Source organism: Nocardioides sp. (assembly GCF_036274455.1).
Classification (GTDB): domain Bacteria; phylum Actinomycetota; class Actinomycetes; order Propionibacteriales; family Nocardioidaceae; genus Nocardioides.
In genome coordinates this window covers 15,470-34,791 of record NZ_DASUFR010000083.1, presented here as the reverse complement: position 1 = coordinate 34,791, position 19,322 = coordinate 15,470, and the positions used below count along the sequence as shown (strand labels likewise).

Sequence of the window (19,322 nt, the reverse complement as noted above, 5' to 3'; positions counted from 1 at the left end):
GAGCCTCGAAGCCTGGTGAGCCGGGGCTGGGACCCACCCCCACCCCGGGTGCCTACCCTGGAGGCTTCGAGGCTCGGCCGTGAACGGCCTCGCACCTCAGCCACCGTCGGAGGGCGAACCACGACTCCCTACGCTGCTCTGTGGAGGCGTACCTCGTCTGGTGACGGGCGCGGTCCTCAAAACCGTTGTGGCCGAGCATCTCGGTCAGGCGGGTTCGATTCCCGTCCGCCTCCGCTCTGCTCACTTGTCACTGGATACCGTGACGCCGTGAGCGACCCGCGGCGGCAGGTGCCTCGCACCGACACGGTGCTGGACGACCCGCGGCTGGCCGAGGTGGCACAGCGGCTGGGACGCGAGCAGGTCAAGACGGCGGTGGTCGGGCGACTCGAGCAGGTACGCCGGCAGGAGCTCGCCGCGCGCGACGTCGTCGACGCCGTGCTGCGCGACCTGCCGTCCGCGGGCACCTCGCTGCGCCCGGTCGTCAACGCCACCGGCGTCGTGGTCCACACCAACCTCGGCCGTGCTCCCCTCTCGGCCGCCGCGGTCGAGGCGATCGTCACCGCTGCCGGGCCGACCGACGTGGAGCTGGACCTCACCACTGGCCGGAGAGGGCCGCGCGGCGCGGCCGCGGTCGCGGCGCTGCTGGCCGCGGTACCGGACGCCGAGGCCGCGCACGTGGTCAACAACGGTGCAGCCGCGCTCGGGCTCGTGGCCGGCGCCCTGGGCCGCGGCCGGAAGGTGGTCGTCGCACGCGGAGAGCTCGTGGAGATCGGCGACGGGTTCCGGATCCCCGAGCTCCTGGAGTCCTTCGGGGCCGAGCTGCGGGAGGTCGGGACGACCAACCGGGTGCGGGTCGAGGACTACACCAAGGCCGTCGACGACCAGGTCGCGCTGGTGCTCAAGGTGCACCCGTCGAACTTCCGGGTCGAGGGGTTCACCGCCTCGGTGCCGGTCCGCGAGCTGGCGAGGCTGTCGGTCCCGGTCGTGGCCGACATCGGGTCGGGGCTGCTCCGCCCGCACCCACGGCTTCCCGACGAGCCGGACGCCTCCACGTCCCTGCGTGACGGCGCCGCGCTGGTCACCGCGTCGGGCGACAAGCTGCTCGGCGGGCCGCAGGCCGGCCTCGTGCTCGGCCGGGCCGACCTGGTCCAGCAGCTGCGCCGGCACCCGATGGCCCGGGCGCTCCGGGTCGACAAGCTCACTCTGGCGGCGCTGGAGGCAACGCTCACGGGCGGGACCACGCCGGTCGCCCGAGGCCTGGTCTCGGACCGCCGCGAGCTGATGGTCCGGGCCAGGGCGATCGCCGAGGCGGTCGGAGGTGACGCGGTCGAGTCGGTGGGCCGGGTCGGCGGTGGTGGGGCGCCGGGCGTCGAGCTCGCCAGCGCCGCGGTCACGCTTCCCGAGGAGCTGGCCCTGCCCCTGCGCACCGGGGTGGACCCGGTCGTGGGGCACGTGCAGGGAGGACGGCTCCTCCTCGACCTGCTCGCCGTACCTCCCGAGGACGACGCCCGCATCGTGGCCGCGGTGCGCGCACTGCGCAGAGAATGATGCATGTCGTCGTCACCGCTGGTCACGTCGACCACGGCAAGTCCACGCTGATCCGTGCCCTGACCGGCCGCGACCCCGACCGGCTGGAGGAGGAGCGCCGGCGCGGCCTGTCGATCGAGCTCGGCTACGCCTGGACCGACCTCCCGGGTGTCGGCGAGGTCGCCTTCGTCGACGTGCCGGGCCACCAGCGGTTCGTCAGCACGGCGCTCGCCGGAATGGGCCCGGTGCCGGTGGCCCTGTTCGTGGTGGCCGCCGACGACCCCTGGATGCCGCAGGCCGAGGAGCACCTCGCCGCCCTGGACGCGCTCGGCGTCGAGCACGGGCTGCTCGTGGTCACCCGCGCCGACCTGGCCGAGCCGGCCGAGGCAGTCCGCCAGGCGCGAGCCCGGCTGGCCCGGACCTCGCTGGCACGGGCGCCGCACGTCGTGGTGAGCGGCCGCACCGGCGAGGGCCTCGACGCCCTGCGCTCCGCCCTGGCCGACGTGCTCCACGCGGTGCCGGAGCCGGACCCGGACGCCCCGGTGCGGCTGTGGGTCGACCGGCAGTTCCACGTCCGAGGCGCGGGGACCGTCGTCACCGGCACCCTGGCCGAGGGGACGATCGCAGTGGGCGACCGGTTCGAGATGGACGGGGCGCCGGTCCGGGTGCGCGGCCTGGAGTCGCTCGAGGCAGCCCGGGACCGGGTGTCCGGGGTGGCGCGGGTGGCGGTCGACCTCGGCGGCCGCGCGCCGGACGGCATCCGGCGCGGGCGTGCGCTGGTCACCCCGGGCAGCCACCCGCTCACCGAGACCGTCGACGTCGAGCTCCGCGGCGATGGCGCGCCGCCCGAGCGGCCGGTGCTGCACGTCGGGTCGTCCTCGCAGGAGGTGCGGGTCCGGCCGCTCGCCGGCAACCTGGTCCGGCTCGGGCTCGGCGAGCCGCTCCCGCTCCGGACGGGCGACCGCGCCGTGCTGCGTGACCCCGGCAGCCGCACGGTGTGGGGGGTGCGGGTGCTCGACAGCGCTCCTCCGCCCCTGACCCGCCGCGGCGCAGCAGCCCGGCGCGCACTGGTCCTCTCCGGCCAGGCGCCGCCTGCCGAGCCCGAGCCCGAGCGTGCTCCGGAGGAGGCACCCGAGCCGGCGCCGGACCCAGCTGTCGAGCAGGCGCTCGACCGGCTGGCCGCCCATCTCTCCGGCCGGCCGTTCGCAGCCCCCGACGCCGCCGAGCTGGCCGCGATCGGGCTCGACGACGCCACCGCGGCGCGGCTGCACCGCGCGGGCCGGGTGCTCCGGGTGGCGCCGGGCGTGGTGCTGCTCCCCGGCGCCGACTCCGAGGCGGTGGATCGGCTCGCTGAGCTCGCACCGCCGTTCACCACCAGCGCGGCCCGCCAGGCGCTCGGCACCAGTCGGCGGGTGGCTCTCCCGCTGCTCGCCCACCTCGACAGGACCGGGCGGACGGTCCGGCTGGCCGACGACACCCGGCGGCTGCGGGGTACCCGGGAGAGGTGAAGCAGGACCGAGCGACGCCAGCCCTCATGGTCGGTGCGCTCGGGGTCGTGTTCGGCGACATCGGCACCAGCCCGCTCTACGCGCTGCGAGGGATCCTCAAGGAGGGCAACGACCTCTCCCAGGACACTGTCTACGGCCTGACCTCGATGGTGATCTGGTCGCTGGTCATCGTCGTCACCGTCCTCTACCTGAACCTCCTGATGCGCACCGACAACGAGGGCGAAGGCGGGCTCCTGGCGCTGGTCGCCCTGGTCCGGCGTACGACGAAGCGGACCCGCACGGTCACCGTCGTGTCGATCCTCGGCATGGTCGGTGCGTCGATGTTCCTCGGTGACAGCGTGATCACCCCGGCCATCTCGGTGCTCTCGGCCGCCGAGGGGCTCGAGGTCGCCAGCCCGTCGCTGAAGAGCCTCGTCCTGCCCGTCGCGGTGGTGATCCTCGCCGGCGTCTTCGTCCTCCAGCGGATCGGCAGCGGCGGGATCGGGAAGGTCTACGGCCCGGTGATGCTGGTCTGGTTCGGGGTGCTCGGTGCGACCGGAGCGGTGTCGCTCGCCGGTGACCCGCAGGTGCTCGCCGTGCTCTCCCCGCACTGGGCCGTGCTGTTCGTCCTCCACGACCCGCTCACCGCGTTCCTGAGCCTGGGCTCGGTGGTGCTGGTGGTCACCGGCGCCGAGGCGCTCTACACCGACCTGGGCCACTTCGGCCGCTCACCCATCCTCTGGTCCTGGCTGGCCCTCGTCCTGCCCGCTCTGGTGCTCGCCTACCTCGGCGAGGCCGCAGAGGTTCTCCGCGACCCGTCGGCGGCCAGCGAGCCGTTCTACGCCGTGGTCCCGGGCTGGGCCACCATCCCGGTCCTGGTGGTCGCGACGCTGGCGACCATCATCGCCTCGGAGGCGGTCATCGCCGGCGCGTTCACCGTCGTGCACCAGGCCGGCGGCCTGGGCCTGTTCCCCTACCTGCGCACCCACCACCCCTCGCCCCAGCACGCGGGGCAGATCTACGTGCCCGCGGTCAACTGGTGCCTCGGCGTGGCAGTCCTTCTCGTGGTGGTGGGGTTCGGCAGCTCGACCCGGCTGTCCTCGGCGTACGGCGTGGCGGTGTCCGGCACCTTCCTCATCGACGTCACCGTGTTCCTCGTGCTGATGCGGGTCAGCGGCGCGGCCCGGCTTCCGCGGGTCGTTGGAATCCTCTGCGGCCTCGTCGTGCTCGCCTTCTTCGCGGCCAGCCTGCCCAAGCTGCCCTCGGGCGGATGGGTGCCGGTCGGCATCGGCGTTGTGTTCTTCCTGGTCATGTCCACGTGGTGGAGCGGCCAGCGGCGGCTGGCCGCGGAGCGCCGCCGCGAGGAGCAGAGGCCGACCGACGTGCTCGATGCGCTCCGCCACGACGGGATCCGCCGCATCTCGGGCGCCGCTGTGTTCCTGACCCGGGACAAGGAGGTCGCGCCGATCGCGCTCCGGGCCCTGGTCACGCTCGGCCGGACGCTCCCCGAGCAGGTGGTGCTGCTCAGCTGGCACGTCGAGGACAAGCCGTCGGCCCGGGCCCATGAGGCGGCCGTGCAGGTGGACACCTTCGGGGACCGGTACGCCGGCACGTGGGCGTCGACGTGGCCCTGGGCTACCGCGAACGGCTCGACATCGGCCACGTGCTGGGCGCGGCCTGCGAGCAGGAGCCCGCTGCACTCGAGGGGGTCGACCCCGGGGGCGCCGTCTACTTCGTCTCCCAGCCGATCCCCAGGCTGGCTCGCGGCGGAGCGATGGCGATGTGGCGCCAGCGGCTCTTCCTGGTGCTGGACCGGCTCGCCACCGACCGGGCCGAGCAGCTGGCGCTGCCGCGCGCCCGGACCATCGTCGTGGGGCGCGAGTTCGACCTCTGAACGGCTTGGCCCGGATCCACGCTAAGGCTCCGGGTCGAAGCCGTGCCGCAGTAGCCACAGCACCGCCTGCGGCCGGGTCTTGACCCCCATCTTCCGGTACGCCGTGCGGATGTAGGTCTTCACCGAGTTGATGCTGAGGTAGCTGCGGTCCGCGATGTCCTTGTTGGACAGGCCGCGGGCGATGAGCGCGACGACCTCCGCCTCCCGGGGGGTCAGCCCGTGCTCCGCGCCGGGCCAGTCGGACGCCCGGGCACGGCGACGTCCCACCTGCGCCGGGTCCACCTCGAGCCCACCCTGGAGCTGCTCCAACCTGAGGACGAGCTGCTCGGGCGCCAGGCTCTTGGGCAGGAACCCCGCGGCGCCGGCCTCGAGTGCCTGACCGACCAGCTCGGGGTCGGTCGTCCAGCTGAACACCACCACCGGCACCCTGCACCGTCGAACCAGCGACCTGACCCCGTCGGCGGCGTGGTCGGCGGCGCCGAAGGTGTCGTAGAGCACGAGGTCGACGTCACCGGCGAGGTCGACGCCCGTGTGCTGCTCGACCACCTCGACCCGTTCGCGGTACGGCGCGAGCATCGCCGTCAACCCGGCCACCACGATCGGGAAGTCGTTGAGGACCCCGATCCGTAGCGGTCCGGGCACACTCTTTCGGGCCACGCGACCCAGTGCCCCGTCAAGAACGGTTCACGCTCCTGGTCCTTTCGGGTCCCTTCACCCCCAGGGGTGAGGTTTCCCACCCCCGGGGGTGGGGAAAGGGGTTAGGGAGGAACCAGGTCATGTCCCCGCTGAAGCAGCCGGCTGGGCGCTCCATCCCCACTCGAGGGGGGGCGCCATGAGCCGGCTGTCGTCAGTCGAGCTGTCCACCCGGGCGCACGACCACGACGCGCGTCCCAGCAGCCGCGACGAGCGCAGCGAGCGCACTCGGGTGCTGCTGTGCGAGGCGCACGATACCCGCGACGAGGCCCACCGCCTCGAGCTGCTGGACGAGGTCGTGCTCCTCAACCGCGGGGTGGCCGAGGCGGTGGCGGCCCGCTACCGCGGCCGCGGCGTACCCGCCGAGGACCTCGAGCAAGCGGCGTTCGAAGGGCTGGTGAAGGCGGTCCACAAGTTCGACCCGACCGTGCGGCCGGACCTGCTGACCTATGCCGTCCCGACGATCCGTGGCGAGGTGCAGCGGTGGTTCCGCGACCAGAGCTGGATGGTCCGCCCGCCGCGGCGGATCCAGGAGCTGCAGTGGCGGATCAGCCGCAGCATCGACCACCTCTCCCAGGAGCTGGGCCGGCCTCCGTCCGACGCCGAGGTCTCCGACGACGTGGGCTGCAGCACCACCGAGCTCGACGAGGCGGTCCAGGGGTTCGGCTGCTTCCAGCCGCCGTCGCTCGACCTGCCGGTCGGTGAGTCCGCGACCCCGATGGGCGAGCTGATCGGCACCGACGACGAGCGGGAGAAGTACCTGGTCGAAGCTCGCGAGGCGCTTGCTCCGGTGATGCAGAAGCTGTCGGAGCGCGACCGGCGGATCCTCTACCTGCGGTTCATCGAGGACCAGAGCCAGAGCGAGATCGGCGAGACCCTCGGCGTCACCCAGATGCAGGTCTCGCGACTGCTCGAGCGGATCTTCCGGACCATGCGGGCCGAGCTGGTCTGAGCTGAGCCCGGATCCAGGCTGAGTTCGGGCGCCGCAGGGTCAGAGCCAGTCGTCGACATGGTCGAGCAGGTCGGCCACGTCGGCGTACACCGCCACCGCGCCGGCCTCCTCCAGCTCGGCGCGCCCGTAGCCGCCCGTCAGCACGGCGTACGCCGGCACGCCGGCGCGCTTCGCAGCCTCGACGTCCCAGACCGAGTCGCCGACCAGGCATGCGCGCGCACCGCCGACGCGGGACAGCGCCTCGTCCACGAGCTCGGGGTGCGGCTTGGACTCCTCCGCGTCCTCGGAGGTGGTCGCGGTGTCGGTGAGGGCCTCCGCGTCGAGGAGATCGAAGGCGTGCTCGGCGTGCTCGGGGATCGACGAGCTGGCCAGGGCCACGTCGACCCCGGCGTCGTGGATCGCGACGAGCAGGTCCCGGGCCCGGTCGAAGAGCCGGGTCCGGTCGATGAGCCCGTCGTACTCCTTCTTCCAGGCGTCGCGGACGGCCTCGCCACAGCGCTGCTCGACCTCGTCACCTGCGACCGCGGGCACGAGCCGGTCGCCACCCATGCCGATGTGGCGGTGGATGCGCCACAGCGGGACGGTCACACCGACGCTCTCGAACGCGCTGGCCCAGGACACGGTGTGGTGGTAGTTGGAGTCGAGCAGGGTGCCGTCCACGTCGAGGACGACGGTGTCGTGACTTGTCATCGCAGCTCCGATCTCAGAGGTCAGCTCTGGGGCGGCTTCTCCGGCGCGCCCGAGGACTCGTCGCCCTCCCGGGTGAAGAACGAGATCCGTCCGTCCGCCTCGAGCACCGCGAACTGGATCTCGTTGGTGTGCCGGATGCCCTGTTCGCGGGCCGCTACCAGCAGGTCCGACACCGAGAGGCGCTGCCGGCGCATGGTCGCCTCCTCGAGCCGGCCGTCGCGGACGACGAGCACGGCCCGGCCGTTGATCAGGTCCCGGCTCCGCGGGAACCGCCACTGCGTCCACGACAGGGCCACGGTCAGCAGCGCGAAGGTGCCGACGGCCAGGACCGCACCGGTCACCGAGTAGTCCTGCTGGGTCACGGCCTGCTGCACCAGGTCGCCCATGGTCACGTAGAGCAGCAGCTCGAATGTGCTCAGCTCGCCCAGCGTCGAGCGGCCGACCGCCCGAGTGATCGCCCAGAGGAAGAGGAACACCACCAAGGCGCGCAGCACGATCTCCATCAGGGCACCAACCTCGTCTCGATCCGGACCGGCGCGACCTCGTGCTGGTCGACCCACACCGCCACCGTCGCGTCCTTGCCGACCTGCGACGCGGGCTGGATGTAGGCGTCGTAGGCGACGGTCAGGGTGTCGCCCGTCGGCGGCGCGTCGAAGGTGAGGTAGAGCGTGTGGCCGTCGCGGGTCTCGCCGGACGGCTCGGGGTGGAACCCCTGCGTCTCGAAGATGTCCAGGTAGTCCCCGGTCAGCGCCAGGGTGACCTCCTTGTCGAAGCCCCCCTCGTGCTTGACCGTCGCCACGAGCGGCACGTCGAGCCCCGCACGCGCCGTGGCGGCGTACCGCACCTCGAGCGACCAGCCCTCCTCCTGCGCGCCGGCCGTGGCGTCGCGCATCCCGAGCAAGCCCGCGAGGCCGGCGGCCACGACGAGTGCGAGGAGCACCAGGAACGCCCGGCGCCACCAGGCGCCCTGGACGTCCTGGCGCCTGGTCTCCAGCCCCTCCAAGGAGGTGTCGGGCAGGGTCGTCACGACCCAGCCGGTATCCCGCGTGAGCGCCCGGCACGCCCGTCCCCGGCGACCGGCCCGGCGACCGGCCCGCGCGCCGAGCAGAAGAGACGACCCTCACCGGTGTCGGACGGCGCCGCAGCGGGGTACCGCGCCCGCATGACCCGGTTCGGCTACACCCTGATGACAGAGCAGTCCTGTTCACGCGAGCTGGTCCGGTATGCCGTCGCCGCCGAGCAGAAGGGCTTCGACTTCGAGGTCTGCAGCGACCACTACTCGCCGTGGCTCACCGAGCAGGGCCACGCGCCGTACGCCTGGAGCGTCCTGGGCGCCGTCGCCCAGGCCACCGAGCGGGTCGGGCTGATGACCTACGTGACCTGTCCGACCATCCGCTACCACCCGGCGGTGGTGGCTCAGAGCCAGTTCGTCAGCCCGGACGACGTGGCCGAGTCGATCCCGTGCGGGCCTGACCTCGACAAGGTCGTCGAGGCGGTCAGCAGCTTCTGGGACGCGGGTTTCACCGACGTCGCGGTGGTGCAGGTGGGTGAGGAGGGTCAGGGGCGCTTCCTCGACGAAGCCGCCGAGCCGCTGCTGGGGAGGCTGCGCGAGGCCACCCCATGACGTCGCGATCCGCGGACCGGGTGCACGACTTCGGAGGGCTCACCATCCAGTACGACGAGCGCGTGCTGGCCCCGCGGGACTGGACCACGGCGCAGTCGTACTGGGCCGCCGAGCTGATCGCGGCATCCCCACCCGGCCAGGTGCTGGAGCTGTGCTCCGGCGCGGGCCACATCGGCCTGCTGGCCGTTCAGGAGGCGCCGCGGCCGCTGGTCTGCGTCGACGCCAACCCCGCCGCCTGCGACCTGGTCCGCGAGAACGCCCGGGCCAACGGGCTGCGGGTCGACGTGCGCGAGGGCCCGATGGACGTCGTGCTGCACCCGGCGGAGCAGTTCCCGATCATCATCGCGGACCCTCCGTGGGTCGAGCGCGCCCTGGTCGGTAGCTACCCCGAGGACCCGGCGAGCGCGATCGACGGAGGACCCGATGGGCTGGACCTGGTGCGGCTCTGTCTCACCGTGATCGCCGACCACCTGATGCCGACCGGATCGTCGGTGCTGCAGGTGGGGCCGACCCAGGTCGGGGAGGTGACCGGGCTCGTGGCGAGACAGGACGCGCTGCGGGTGGTGGAGGTCCGCGAGTTCGAGGAGGGCGCGCTGGTCCGGCTCGACCGGAGGATCTGACGGGTCGCCAAGCCTGGATCCACCGATTCGCGGCGTCGCGAGCGTCACCGGTCGGGTGCGATGGCAAGGCGGCGGAGCGACGACGTGCTTGGCCGCCCATCGAGCGATGCCAACGCCGCCAGCGTGCCCGAACGGTGGCGCGCAGCAGGCGGGAATCGGTGGATCCAGGCTAAGGCCGGAGCCGCTCGGGCAGCAGCTTGTGGGTGCCGTCGCACCACGGCTTGGACCGGGACTTGTGGCAGCGGCAGACCGCGGAGACCGGGCGGGTCGTGGGGTGCTCGGTGCCGTCGTCGTCGACGACGACGTGCTCGCCGCGCAGCAGCATCGGCCCGCCCGGGCAGAGGTAGACGTCCGGGCGGCTCACGAGACGCCCCAGGAGTCCAGCAGCCGCCGCGCGGTGCGGTTCTCGAGCTCCAGGCAGGCCCAGGCGCCGAACCACACGTCCGGTTCCAGGCGCGGCTCGTCCTCGACGAGCCGCACGCAGATGTCGCGAAGTGCGACCTGCTCGTGCACCGCGTCGGCCTCGACGTGCTCGGTGTAGTAGGCCACCATCTCGGCCGGGAACCCGAGCCGCTCCAGCCCCTGCGCCATCCGGCGCGACGGGAGCGAGCTCGTGGCCTCGAACGCGGCCAGGTGACCGAGCGCGGCGGCCCGCAGCCGGCGCTGCAGGCCGAACGCCGACAGGGCGTTGTTCTGCTCGAGCACCTCGACGGGCGCCTCGTCGACGTAGGCGCCGGTCTCGGGCCGCAGCCCGCTCGCCTCCATGCCCCGCGCCCAGAGCGCGTGGTGCAGCCGCTCGGGGTCGCCGGCGCCGTACTCGTCGTACTGGAGCTCGACCAGCGCCGCCTTCGGTCCGGCCGGCAGCCTCGGGATGACCCACGCGGTCGGGTCGGCCTCCTTGAGGTGGTAGACCGAGCGGATCCGCAGCAGGTCGAGCACCTGGTCCTCGGTCGCCTTCGTCTGGACGAACCGGGCCAGTGAGGGCCCGTCGTGCGCGGCGACCCAGTCGAAGAAGCCGGTGGCCAGGTGGACGTCCGGGACGCCCGGCCAGCGGGACCGGAGCCTGCGCTCCAGGTCGTCCTCCAGCACGCAGCGCACCCGGAACAGGTCGGGGTCGCGTTCGGCGCCGTCGTCGACGTCCTCGAAGCCGCAGTAGGACAGCTCGTGCAGCGTCCACAGCGTGATCGCGGCATCCTCCTCCGACTCGGGCACCGGCAGTCCGGTGGCGTGGGTCGGCTGGTCGCCCAGGCGGGCGAGTACGCTCTCGCTGAGCCGGCCCCGCGGCTTCGGAAGTGCGGTCACACCTATGCAGGTATCCGCGCAGGTCACCGGCCACGACCACCCGAACGGGTGAACCGGTCGCTCCACCCCACTGGGACGACGCGCGAACGCCGCACACCTGGCCGGTCGGCTCGCCGGGGCTCCCTATCCGGCCTGATTCGTCAGGTCTTCGGATCTACCACCCCTTGGGGTGGGTTGCCCGGCGAGGTTGCCCGGGCACTGTCGAAGAGCGAGACTGAGACGTTCTCGGTGTGTCGGTGTTGTCGATGTCGAGAGCACATCTCGTGAGCCGCCGAACGCCCCGTCCCTTGCGCAGCGTGACGGGGCGTTCGCCATTCGGGTACCCCCTCCGCCAAGGAGGATGCGGATGGACCAGGACCCGGAAGACCCCGACCAGCGCCCCGACAAGGAGCGCGACGAGAGCGCGGCCGAGCGCCAGGACCGCAAGTACGACGACCTGCTGCAGGAGCTGCGCGTCATCCAGACCAGCGCCCAGCTGACCGCGGGGTTCCTGCTGACGCTGCCGTTCCAGCAGAGGTTCAGCGACCTCTCCACGGCCCAGGAGCGGTTCTACCTCGTCCTGGTCGTGCTGGCCGCGCTGGTGATCGCCGTCGTGCTCAGCCCGGTCGCGATCCACCGGCAGCTGTCCGGCCTGCGCGTGAAGGAGAAGCTGGTCGATGCCGCGCACGTCCTCGCCCAGGTCGCGCTCGGCCTGCTCAGCCTGCTCGCGGCCGGCATCGTCACCTTCGTCTTCGACGTCGTCGTGGACCTGACCGCGGCCCTGATCGTGGGAGGTGCACTCCTGGCGGTGCTGGCCGCGCTGATGCTCGTGCTGCCGCGGGTCCTGCTGGCGAGGACGCGCGCGGCCGATCAGGCCGCGCGGTAGATCCGCCGCGAGAACTCGTAGGTGTGCTTGTTCAGCGGCGTGTCACTGCTGGTGCGGAACTTGTCGAAGTAGCCCTCGAACTTGGCGTCGTTGTCGAGGTCGCCCGGGAAGATCACCCGCATGTAGCCGCTCCAGCGGACCCAGTCGGGCGAGTGCAGGCAGCGCGCCGGCACGACCACCTTGATCTTGTCGCCGGCGACCCTCGGTGTCGCGGCGCCACACGAGACCGGGGTGCCGTGCGGGTTGCGGATGGTGACCTGCGGGGTCTTGCCGGGAGAGAACGCCGCGATGACGCCGTAGTAGCGCCCGGCCCGCTCGGTCTTCTTCAGGATGCTCGTGAGCGCGAACGCGGAGGAGGTGTCGAGGTCGCGCACCGTCACGGTGATCTTGATCTTCTCGTGGCGGTAGGTCACCTGCTCGCGCACCATGTCCGCGCTGGCGTTGCCGGGCGCGTCCTTCCAGTGGCAGCCCGGCTTGCAGCTGTACGCCGCCACGTCGTGCCCGGGGTCGGTGCCGACCCACTGCCCGGCCTGGGCAGGAGCGGCGAGACCGAGCACGGACAACGAGATGCCGGCCAGTGCCGAGGCAGCCTTGATGATGGCGCGAGCGTTCATGCATTCCCCCGATTCACGGCGCGGGGACGAGGCGTCCCGCGCGGGACCACGCAACCGTACCCAAGAGGCGCCGACCGGGTGGCGGATCGGTCGGTCAGGCTCCGCATGGCCACCCGTCGGCGCGGGCGAAACGGGGCACAGGTCCAGACCGGCGTGAACCTAACCCGGCATCGGTCGTTGGAAGGGCACAGCGGCGGCTTCCGCGCACCCCCCCCCGCGCGGGACCGGCTGGCGGCGCCCCGCCCCACAGTCGGGGCGCCGTTCTCATGCGGCACGCCCGTTCTCCGGTCGCGGTCGTATCAGGTCATCGGCGTTCGTGGAGAGGGTGACGGAGCGGCACCGCGTCGCTCCCCCACCTTCGAGGAGCGCGAGATGAGCACCACCACCTTCAGCCCCACCACCAGCCGCACTACTGCCTACGCCGGGACCACGGACCGCACCGGTGCCACCGGTGACCGGGTCACCTGGAAGAGGGGTCTCGCCGTCGGCGTCGTGGCCGCGGTCGCGGCGACCGCGGTCGCCGCGGCCTTCCGGGCCGTCGGCCACCCGCTGGCCGTCACCGACGGCCCGATCCCCCTGCTCGCCTTCGGCCAGATGGTCCTGGTCGCGACCGTGGTCGGCATCGTGATGGCCCGGCACACCAGTCGGACCACGTTCATCCGGGCCACGATCGCGCTCACCGCGCTGTCGTGCGTGCCCGACCTGGCCCTGGGCGACGGCCCCGTGAGCACGGCGGGCCTGATGCTGACCCACGTGGTCGCGGCCGCGATCATCGTCCCGCGCCTCGCCCGCCGGTGACCCCCGCCCGGAAGGGCCGCCCCGGCTGCCACCCGGGTGCGGCCCTTCGGTGCGCCCGGAGGGTACGCGTCAGCCAGGTCACCCCGGCGTACACCGCGAGGCCGACCACCAGAGAGCCGAGCAGCGCCATCGTCCGGTGACCGCTGTCCTCGAGCGGTGGGTAGACCTGCCAGTGCGTGAGGTAGATCCACAGCGACGCGGAGGCGAGCAGGCCGAGCGCCCACGCCGCCCACGACGGCAGCCGCACCGGCCGGCCGGCGAGCAACAGCACGACGCCGGCCGCGACCACGGCCTCTCGCCGGGCGTCGCCGAAGAAGCCGGCCGTCGCGACGACCGCGAGCGCGGCGACCAGCAGCCGCTGCGGCAGGGTCCGCGCGTACGCCGCGCACATGCCCAGGGCGAGGCACCAGGCCACAACGCCGAGCGTGTAGCGCTCGGTGGGGCCGGCCTCGACCCCGGTCCACGCGTAGCGGACGACCAGCGTGACCGCGAGCGCCACCAGCGCCGAGAGGAACGGCGCGGCCCGCTGGGTCCGGTCCAGCAAGGGCACCGCAAGCAGCAGCGCCAGCCCCAGGTAGCACCACACCAGCACCTCGAGGAACCAGAGCTGCCACTGCGCGTCCCAGCTGTCGCTCCCGACCAGGCCGTTGACGAGGAAGGCGGTCGGCCACCGGTAGTCGTGGCCCACGGCGGCCAGCGCCCCGACGAAGAGGAAGGCCGGCAGCGCCACCGACCGGGCGCCGCGCAACAGCCCCATCACGCGGTCGCGCCGCCCGGGCACGGCGAGCTGGAACCGGGCGAGGTTGTAGCCAGCGACCGCCAGGAGCACGTGCGCTCCGCCCTGCCACTGGCGCAGGTCCACATGGGTGACCACGACCATCGTGATCGCGATCGCACGCACCAGGACCGAGACGTCGACCGGCACCGTACGCCGGTGGGCCGGGCGCTGCCGCCCGAGCGCCGCCAGCTCGGCCGGGGTCAGCGACGGCCACCCCGCCGGCAGCGTCCCCAGCCGCTCTCCCAGCCGGGTCGACACCTCGACGTAGGACAGCGAGTCACCACCCAGCGCGACGAAGGAGTCGGAGACGCTCGCGCGTGGCCGGCCCAGGACCACGGCGTAGAGGTCCCGGAGCTCCTCGGCGGTGACCGGGCCGGTAGGCGGCGCGGAGCGCAGCGCCTCCTCGCGCTCGACGTGCGCGCGCAGCGCCGCCTCGTCCGGCTTGCCGGACGCAGCCACCGGCAGCTCGTCGACGACCTCGACCCGGACCGCGGCGCCGCGCAGGCCGGCCGCTGCCTCCACGAGGTCCCGGACCCGCGCACGGGCGCGGGCCCGGGTGGTGAACGCCCACAGGCGGTCCGGCCGGGCCACGAGCCGGGCTTCGACCCCGGCGTCGCCGAGAGCAGCCTCGACCCGGTCGAGGTCCACGCGGTGGCCGAGCACCTTGGCCTGCCGGTCCAGCCGGCCCATCACCTGCACGAGCCCCGCCGCGGTCATCCGGGCCAGGTCGCCGGTGTGCAGGTCTCCGACCTCGGGGCCCCGGGCCAGGTCGGCGAGCGACTCGGCGTACCCCATCATCACGTTGGGCCCCGAATAGACGAGCTCACCGCAGCCCGGCGGGGCGCCGCGCACCGGGGCGATGCGGAAGGACCCGCCGGGGACCGGGATCCCGACGGTGTCGGGATGGTCGAACGCGAGCTCGGGTGGGAGGTAGGCCATCCGGGCGGTGGCCTCGGTCTGTCCGTACATGACGAACAGGTCGATGCCGCGCTCCCGGCACAGCCCGGCGTAGTCGCGCACCCGGTCCGGTGGCATCCGGCCACCGGCCTGGGTCAGGTAGCGCAGCGCGGGGAGCCGCGGGAGCACGCGGCTGCCGAAGCCGATGCTGTCGAGGAGCGCATAGGTGTGCGGCACGCCGGCGAGCCCGGTCACCCCCGTCCGCTCGGCGAGGTCCCAGAAGCAGGCGTCGGCCACGGAGAGGTCCGTGAGCACGACGGAGGCGCCGGCCAGCAGGTGGCTGTGCAGCACGGAGAGGCCGTAGCAGTAGTGCAGCGGCAGCGAGGTGACGCCGACGTCGCCGGCGTGCAGCCCGAGGTAGCCGACGATGCTCCGCGCGTTGGCGAGCAGGTTGGACCTCGACAGCCGGACCAGCTTCGGCGACCCGGTCGACCCGGACGTCGAGAGCAGGAGCGCCAGGTCCGGGTGCAGCGCGTCGGCCGTCCCGGGGCGATAGGTCGCGAGCAGGTGCTCGTGCCGGTGCAGGCCACCCTCGGCCAGCAGCAGCACCGGGTGCCCGCCGGCCAGTGCGGCCAGGTAGGAGACGACGAACGCGACGGTGGGCCGGGCCTCGAGCGCGACCAGCCGGCGCCCGCCGACCCGCTCCCGCTCGGCGCGGACCAGGTCGTGGAGCTCGGCGTAGGTGACCACGCGGTCCCCCTCGACCAGCGCCGTCGCCTCGTCGACGCCACCGAGCAGCCAGTGCGTGGGCCGGGCGACCGGCAGCGCGGTCATCGCTCGTCCTCCGGGAAGGCGAGCACGTCTCCGACCACGCGCACCCCCACCTGGGCCCCCGGGAGCGGTACGCCGGACGCCGTCACCCGCGCGGTCAGCTCGACCATCTCGTCGGTGCCGGAGACCCGAGTCACGACGGTGGCGTCGTGGCCGAAGAACGAGACCTCGAGCACCTCGGCGGCCAGGCTGCCCGGGTCGTCCTTGGCGGTGACGGCCACCTGCTCGGGCCGGACCGCGAGCAGGACCCGTCCGTCGCGGGCACCGCGGACCGGCACCACGCCGAGCGCACACCGGGCGCCGCCCGCGTAGGCCGAGGCGGGCACCAGCGCGGCGTGGCCGACGAACGACGCCACGGCGGGCGACGCCGGGTTGAGGTAGACCTCCGTCGGGGTCCCGACCTGGAGGAAGCGCCCCATCGCCATCACCGCGACCTGGTCGGCCAGCGAGAGCGCCTCGCCCTGGTCGTGGGTGACCAGCACTGCCGTCGCCTCGCTGGCCCGCAGCGCCCGGGCCACCGCCCGGCCGGTCTCCTCGCGCAGCCCGGCGTCGAGGGAGGAGAACGGCTCGTCGAGCAGCACGACGTCCGGCCTCGGCGCAAGCGCCCGGGCCAGGGCCACCCGCTGTTGCTGGCCGCCGGAGAGCTCGTGCGGCTGCCGGCTGCCCGCGGCCCGCGGGAGCTCGACCAGGTCGAGCATCTCCTCGACCCGCTTGCGGGCCGCGCCCGACCTGCGCGACCCGAGCCCGAAGCCGACGTTCGCAGCCACGTCGAGGTGCGGGAAGAGCGCCCCCTCCTGCGGCACGTAGCCGATCCGCCGGTCGCGCGACGGCATCGGCCGTACCCCCTCGCCGGCCACCGCCCGGCCCCCGAGCCGGATCGAGCCGGCGTCGGGAGCGAGGAACCCGGCCACCAGCCGCAGGAGGGTGGTCTTGCCGCACCCGGACGGACCGAGGACGGCAGTGAGCCCCCCGGGCACGTCGAGGTCGACTCCGTCCAGCACCAGCACCGGCCCGAAGGACTTGGTCAGCCGGCTGACCTGCAGCCCGGTCATCCGAGCCTCCGCGGGTCGCTGCGCAGCGCGGCCCGGCCCAGCAGCCAGGTGGCCGGCACCGAGATCAGGATGAGGCAGAGGGCATAGGGGGCGGCGGCGCCGTAGGCCACCTGCGAGGCGCGGCTCCAGAACTCGGTGGCCAGTGTCGAGGTGCCGATCGGCGCGAGCAGCAGGGTCGCGGTGAGCTCGGTGCCGACCGCGAGCGCGACGAGCGCGAGGCCGGCGCCGAGGCCCGGTAGCACGAGCGGCAGGGTGACGCGGCGGGCGGCGCCGGTGCGGGTGCAACCCAGCGACGTGGCCACCTCGTCGAGCACCGGGGGCGCCAGCTCGAGGGTGGAGCGCACGCCGACGACCGCGCGGGGCAGGAACAGGATCACGTAGCCGAGCACCAGCAACGGGAGGGTCTGGTAGACCGAGGGCACCACGCGGATCGAGATCGTGACCAGCGCCAGCGCGACGACGATGCCGGGCAGCGCGTTGGCCGGGTAGACCGCCCGCTCCACCAGCGTGGCGAGCACGCCGCGGTACCGCACGGCGAGCCAGGCGACCGGCAGGGCGGCCGCGGTCGCGAGCAGACCCCCGGCGACGGCGAGACCGAGCGTGGTGCCGAGCGCTCCGGCCAGGTCGCCGCGCGGGAGCGAGGAGGAGCTGCCGTGGAGCAGCCAGCGCGCGAGGCTGGTGAGAGGGACGCCGAGAGTGAGCGCGGCGAAGCCGGCCAGCCCGGCCAGCCACAGCGGGGTGGTCCGCCCCAGGCGGTGCCGCGTGGCGGTCACGGCGACGCCCGAGCCGAGCCGCGACCGGCGCCGGTGGCCGCGGGCGAGCAGCTCCAGGGCGAGCAGGACCAGGCAGAAGGCCACGAGGACCAGCGCGAGGAGGGTGGCGGCGGGGCCGTTGAAGGCGATGCGGTACTGGTCGAGGATCGCGGTCGTCAGGGTGGGGTAGTTGAGCAGCTGCAGTGCGCCGTACTCCCCGAGCAGGTGCAGCCCCACCAGGAGTGCCCCGCCCAGCACGGCCGGGCTGATCGCCGGGAGCACCACGCGCCCGAACGACGACCAGGCCCCGGTGCCGAGGCTCGCCGCGACGTCCTCGACCGCGGAGTCGAGCCGGCGCAGCGCAGCCACCGTGGGCAGGTAGACCAGGGGGTAGTAGGACAGGCTCACGACGAGCACCGCACCCGGGTAGGACTGCACCGCGTGGGTGGTCGACACCCAGCCGTACCCGTTGACGAACGCCGGCACGGCGAGCGGTGCGCAGAGGACGCCGTGCCACAGCCCGGCCCAGGGCAGGTCGGTGCGGACCACGAGCCACGCACACAGCACACCGATCACGACGCTGAGGGCGACCCCGCCGACCAGCAGCCGGGTGGTGTTCCAGAGCAGGTCGGCGACGCGCTGCCGGAACAGCAGGTCGTGCGCCTCCTGGCCGCCCAGCTTCAGGGTCTCGACGACGACGAACCCGAGCGGCAGCAGGCTGGTCGCGGCCACCAGGACGCCGACGAGCACCAGCAGCGCCGGCGGCCGCGGCTGTCCCGGCCCAGCACGGCGGAGCTGGGGCTCGGCGGCCTGGGCGATGCTCAGAGGAACCCGACCTCGGTGAGCAGGTCGACCACCGTGTCGCCGTCGAGGTCGCTGATCGCCACGGTCGGCGGCTGCAGCTCGCTGAACGGCTTGACCTCCGCGGGAAGGCTGGCGACCGGGTTGAGCGGGTACTCGAGGGCATAGCTGGCGGCCAGCGCCTTCTGGCCCTCCTCGCCGGTCAGGAACTCGACGAACCGCTGCGCCTCCTCCGGGTGGTCGGCGCCGGCCAGGACACCGGCTCCCGAGATGCTGAGGAACGCGCCCGGGTCCTGGTTGCCGAAGAAGTAGAGCCGGCTGTTGTCGCTGTTGTCACCGGACTCGGCCTGGTCGCGGTACCAGTAGTAGTGGTACTCGATGCCGATCGCGGACTCCCCCGAGTTCACCGCCTCCAGCACCACGTTGTTGCCGTCGTACGTCGTCCCGTTGGCCTTCAGCCCCTCGAGCCACTGCCTGGTCGCGTCCTCGCCCTCGAGGTCCAGGACGGCGGCCACGATGGCCTGGAAGTCGGCCCCGGTGGGCGAGAACGACACCTTGCCGGCGTACTCCGGGTCGGCGAGGTCCATGAGCGACGCGGGCAGGTCCGCCTCGCTGATCAGGCTGGGGTTGTAGACGAGCACCGTCGAACGGGCGACGAACCCGGTCCACAGCCCGCTCTCCGGTCGGTACTGCGACGGGATGGGGTCGGTCGCCTTGGCGTCGAGCGGCGCGAGCAGCCCCGCGCGCTCGACCGCGGACATCGCGGGCGAGTTCTCGGTGAGGAACACGTCAGCCGGCGACGCCTTGCCCTCCTGCATGAGCTGTGCCGCGAGCTCGGAGTCCGAGCCGTTGCGGAGCTCGACATCGATCCCGGTCTCCTTCTCGAACTTCGGTGCGAGCTCCTCGAGCAGCTGCTCGTGCTGAGCGTTGTAGACCACGACCTTCGGTCCGTCGTCGTCGGAGCACCCGGTGGCCGCCAGGACGGCGACCACCGTGAGGGACAGGGCGACCAGGCTGCGCTTCAACTCGACTCTTCCTCGTGCGACGGCGGATCCGAGAGTTAGGCCAGCCTTACCTTATGGCACGTCGCACGCCCGGGTGAAGGGGGGCGTTGCACCTCACACTGGATCCCGTGAACCAACCGA

General features: G+C 73.2%; 19 protein-coding genes and 1 tRNA gene. 9 read left to right on the top strand and 11 right to left on the bottom strand.

The annotated features are described in order from the left end of the window. The first annotated feature begins 142 nt into the window (after positions 1-142). The 4 genes from VFV89_RS08395 (at position 143) to VFV89_RS08380 (ending at position 4,933) form a co-directional block, all read left to right on the top strand. Positions 143-234, top strand: a tRNA-Sec gene (locus tag VFV89_RS08395). Between the two features lie 33 nt (positions 235-267). Further along, entirely contained in the window at positions 268-1,548 is a 1,281-nt protein-coding gene (gene selA, locus VFV89_RS08390; protein ID WP_329705472.1) for an L-seryl-tRNA(Sec) selenium transferase, read from the top strand. Continuing rightward, positions 1,545-3,035: a selenocysteine-specific translation elongation factor gene (locus VFV89_RS08385; protein WP_329705471.1), complete on the top strand. Its 1,491-nt coding sequence runs from the start codon at positions 1,545-1,547 to the stop codon at positions 3,033-3,035. Before selA ends, VFV89_RS08385 begins: the two co-directional genes overlap by 4 nt. After that, on the top strand, positions 3,032-4,933 hold the full coding sequence (locus VFV89_RS08380; RefSeq protein WP_329705470.1) for a KUP/HAK/KT family potassium transporter: 1,902 nt from the start codon (positions 3,032-3,034) through the stop codon (positions 4,931-4,933). The genes VFV89_RS08385 and VFV89_RS08380 overlap by 4 nt, the downstream gene beginning before the upstream one ends. Here VFV89_RS08380 and VFV89_RS08375 read toward each other — a convergent pair. Continuing rightward, positions 4,930-5,565: a response regulator transcription factor gene (locus VFV89_RS08375; protein ID WP_329705469.1), complete on the bottom strand. Its 636-nt coding sequence runs from the start codon at positions 5,563-5,565 to the stop codon at positions 4,930-4,932. The genes VFV89_RS08380 and VFV89_RS08375 overlap by 4 nt on opposite strands. A gap of 175 nt (positions 5,566-5,740) precedes the next feature. Between VFV89_RS08375 and VFV89_RS08370 the strand changes: the two genes are divergently transcribed. Beyond that, a complete protein-coding gene (locus VFV89_RS08370; RefSeq protein ID WP_329705468.1) occupies positions 5,741-6,553 on the top strand; it encodes a sigma-70 family RNA polymerase sigma factor in 813 nt (270 codons plus the stop codon). Between the two features lie 39 nt (positions 6,554-6,592). On the opposite strand, the gene VFV89_RS08365 is transcribed toward VFV89_RS08370, so the two are convergent. Genes VFV89_RS08365 through VFV89_RS08355 form a run of 3 tightly spaced genes read right to left on the bottom strand, consistent with a single transcriptional unit; the run spans position 6,593 to position 8,270 of the window. Continuing rightward, positions 6,593-7,243, bottom strand: a complete 651-nt coding sequence (locus VFV89_RS08365; protein ID WP_329705467.1) for an HAD family hydrolase — start codon at positions 7,241-7,243, stop codon at positions 6,593-6,595. A gap of 20 nt (positions 7,244-7,263) precedes the next feature. Further along, complete coding sequence (locus tag VFV89_RS08360; protein ID WP_329705466.1) at positions 7,264-7,746, bottom strand: DUF421 domain-containing protein; 483 nt, start codon at positions 7,744-7,746, stop codon at positions 7,264-7,266. Further along, positions 7,746-8,270 (bottom strand): hypothetical protein, encoded by a 525-nt coding sequence (locus VFV89_RS08355; RefSeq protein WP_329705465.1) that lies wholly within the window; start codon positions 8,268-8,270, stop codon positions 7,746-7,748. Before VFV89_RS08355 ends, VFV89_RS08360 begins: the two co-directional genes overlap by 1 nt. A gap of 135 nt (positions 8,271-8,405) precedes the next feature. Here VFV89_RS08355 and VFV89_RS08350 point away from each other — a divergent pair, with 135 nt between their 5' ends. Both VFV89_RS08350 and VFV89_RS08345 read left to right on the top strand, forming a co-directional pair. Further along, positions 8,406-8,867 (top strand): LLM class flavin-dependent oxidoreductase, encoded by a 462-nt coding sequence (locus VFV89_RS08350; RefSeq protein ID WP_329705464.1) that lies wholly within the window; start codon positions 8,406-8,408, stop codon positions 8,865-8,867. Continuing rightward, positions 8,864-9,487, top strand: coding sequence for a class I SAM-dependent methyltransferase (locus tag VFV89_RS08345; RefSeq protein ID WP_329705463.1), 624 nt, complete (start codon positions 8,864-8,866; stop codon positions 9,485-9,487). Before VFV89_RS08350 ends, VFV89_RS08345 begins: the two co-directional genes overlap by 4 nt. A gap of 169 nt (positions 9,488-9,656) precedes the next feature. Here the strand turns inward: VFV89_RS08345 and VFV89_RS08340 are convergent, their stop codons facing one another. Together VFV89_RS08340 and VFV89_RS08335 are read right to left on the bottom strand one after the other, a co-directional pair. After that, complete coding sequence (locus tag VFV89_RS08340; protein ID WP_329705462.1) at positions 9,657-9,851, bottom strand: CDGSH iron-sulfur domain-containing protein; 195 nt, start codon at positions 9,849-9,851, stop codon at positions 9,657-9,659. Further along, a complete protein-coding gene (locus tag VFV89_RS08335) occupies positions 9,848-10,789 on the bottom strand; it encodes an iron-containing redox enzyme family protein (protein WP_329705461.1) in 942 nt (313 codons plus the stop codon). The genes VFV89_RS08340 and VFV89_RS08335 overlap by 4 nt, the downstream gene beginning before the upstream one ends. A gap of 346 nt (positions 10,790-11,135) precedes the next feature. Between VFV89_RS08335 and VFV89_RS08330 the strand changes: the two genes are divergently transcribed. After that, the gene (locus VFV89_RS08330; protein WP_329705460.1) at positions 11,136-11,654 is read left to right on the top strand and encodes a DUF6328 family protein; all 519 of its coding nucleotides are present in this window, start codon (positions 11,136-11,138) and stop codon (positions 11,652-11,654) included. Here the strand turns inward: VFV89_RS08330 and VFV89_RS08325 are convergent. Next, complete coding sequence (locus tag VFV89_RS08325) at positions 11,639-12,268, bottom strand: hypothetical protein (RefSeq protein WP_329705459.1); 630 nt, start codon at positions 12,266-12,268, stop codon at positions 11,639-11,641. The genes VFV89_RS08330 and VFV89_RS08325 overlap by 16 nt on opposite strands. A 372-nt stretch (positions 12,269-12,640) precedes the next feature. On the opposite strand from VFV89_RS08325, the gene VFV89_RS08320 reads away from it, so the two are divergent. Next, positions 12,641-13,066, top strand: coding sequence for a DUF6069 family protein (locus VFV89_RS08320; protein WP_329705458.1), 426 nt, complete (start codon positions 12,641-12,643; stop codon positions 13,064-13,066). On the opposite strand, the gene VFV89_RS08315 is transcribed toward VFV89_RS08320, so the two are convergent. From VFV89_RS08315 to VFV89_RS08300, 4 genes are all read right to left on the bottom strand, one after another. Then, complete coding sequence (locus VFV89_RS08315; protein ID WP_329705457.1) at positions 13,038-15,575, bottom strand: AMP-binding protein; 2,538 nt, start codon at positions 15,573-15,575, stop codon at positions 13,038-13,040. The two genes, VFV89_RS08320 and VFV89_RS08315, sit on opposite strands and share 29 nt — an antisense overlap. After that, positions 15,572-16,624, bottom strand: coding sequence for an ABC transporter ATP-binding protein (locus VFV89_RS08310; RefSeq protein ID WP_329705456.1), 1,053 nt, complete (start codon positions 16,622-16,624; stop codon positions 15,572-15,574). The genes VFV89_RS08315 and VFV89_RS08310 overlap by 4 nt, the downstream gene beginning before the upstream one ends. After that, positions 16,621-18,126, bottom strand: coding sequence for an iron ABC transporter permease (locus VFV89_RS08305; RefSeq protein WP_329705455.1), 1,506 nt, complete (start codon positions 18,124-18,126; stop codon positions 16,621-16,623). The genes VFV89_RS08310 and VFV89_RS08305 overlap by 4 nt, the downstream gene beginning before the upstream one ends. A 71-nt stretch (positions 18,127-18,197) precedes the next feature. After that, positions 18,198-19,202: an iron ABC transporter substrate-binding protein gene (locus tag VFV89_RS08300; protein WP_329705454.1), complete on the bottom strand. Its 1,005-nt coding sequence runs from the start codon at positions 19,200-19,202 to the stop codon at positions 18,198-18,200. Between the last annotated feature and the right edge of the window lie 120 nt (positions 19,203-19,322).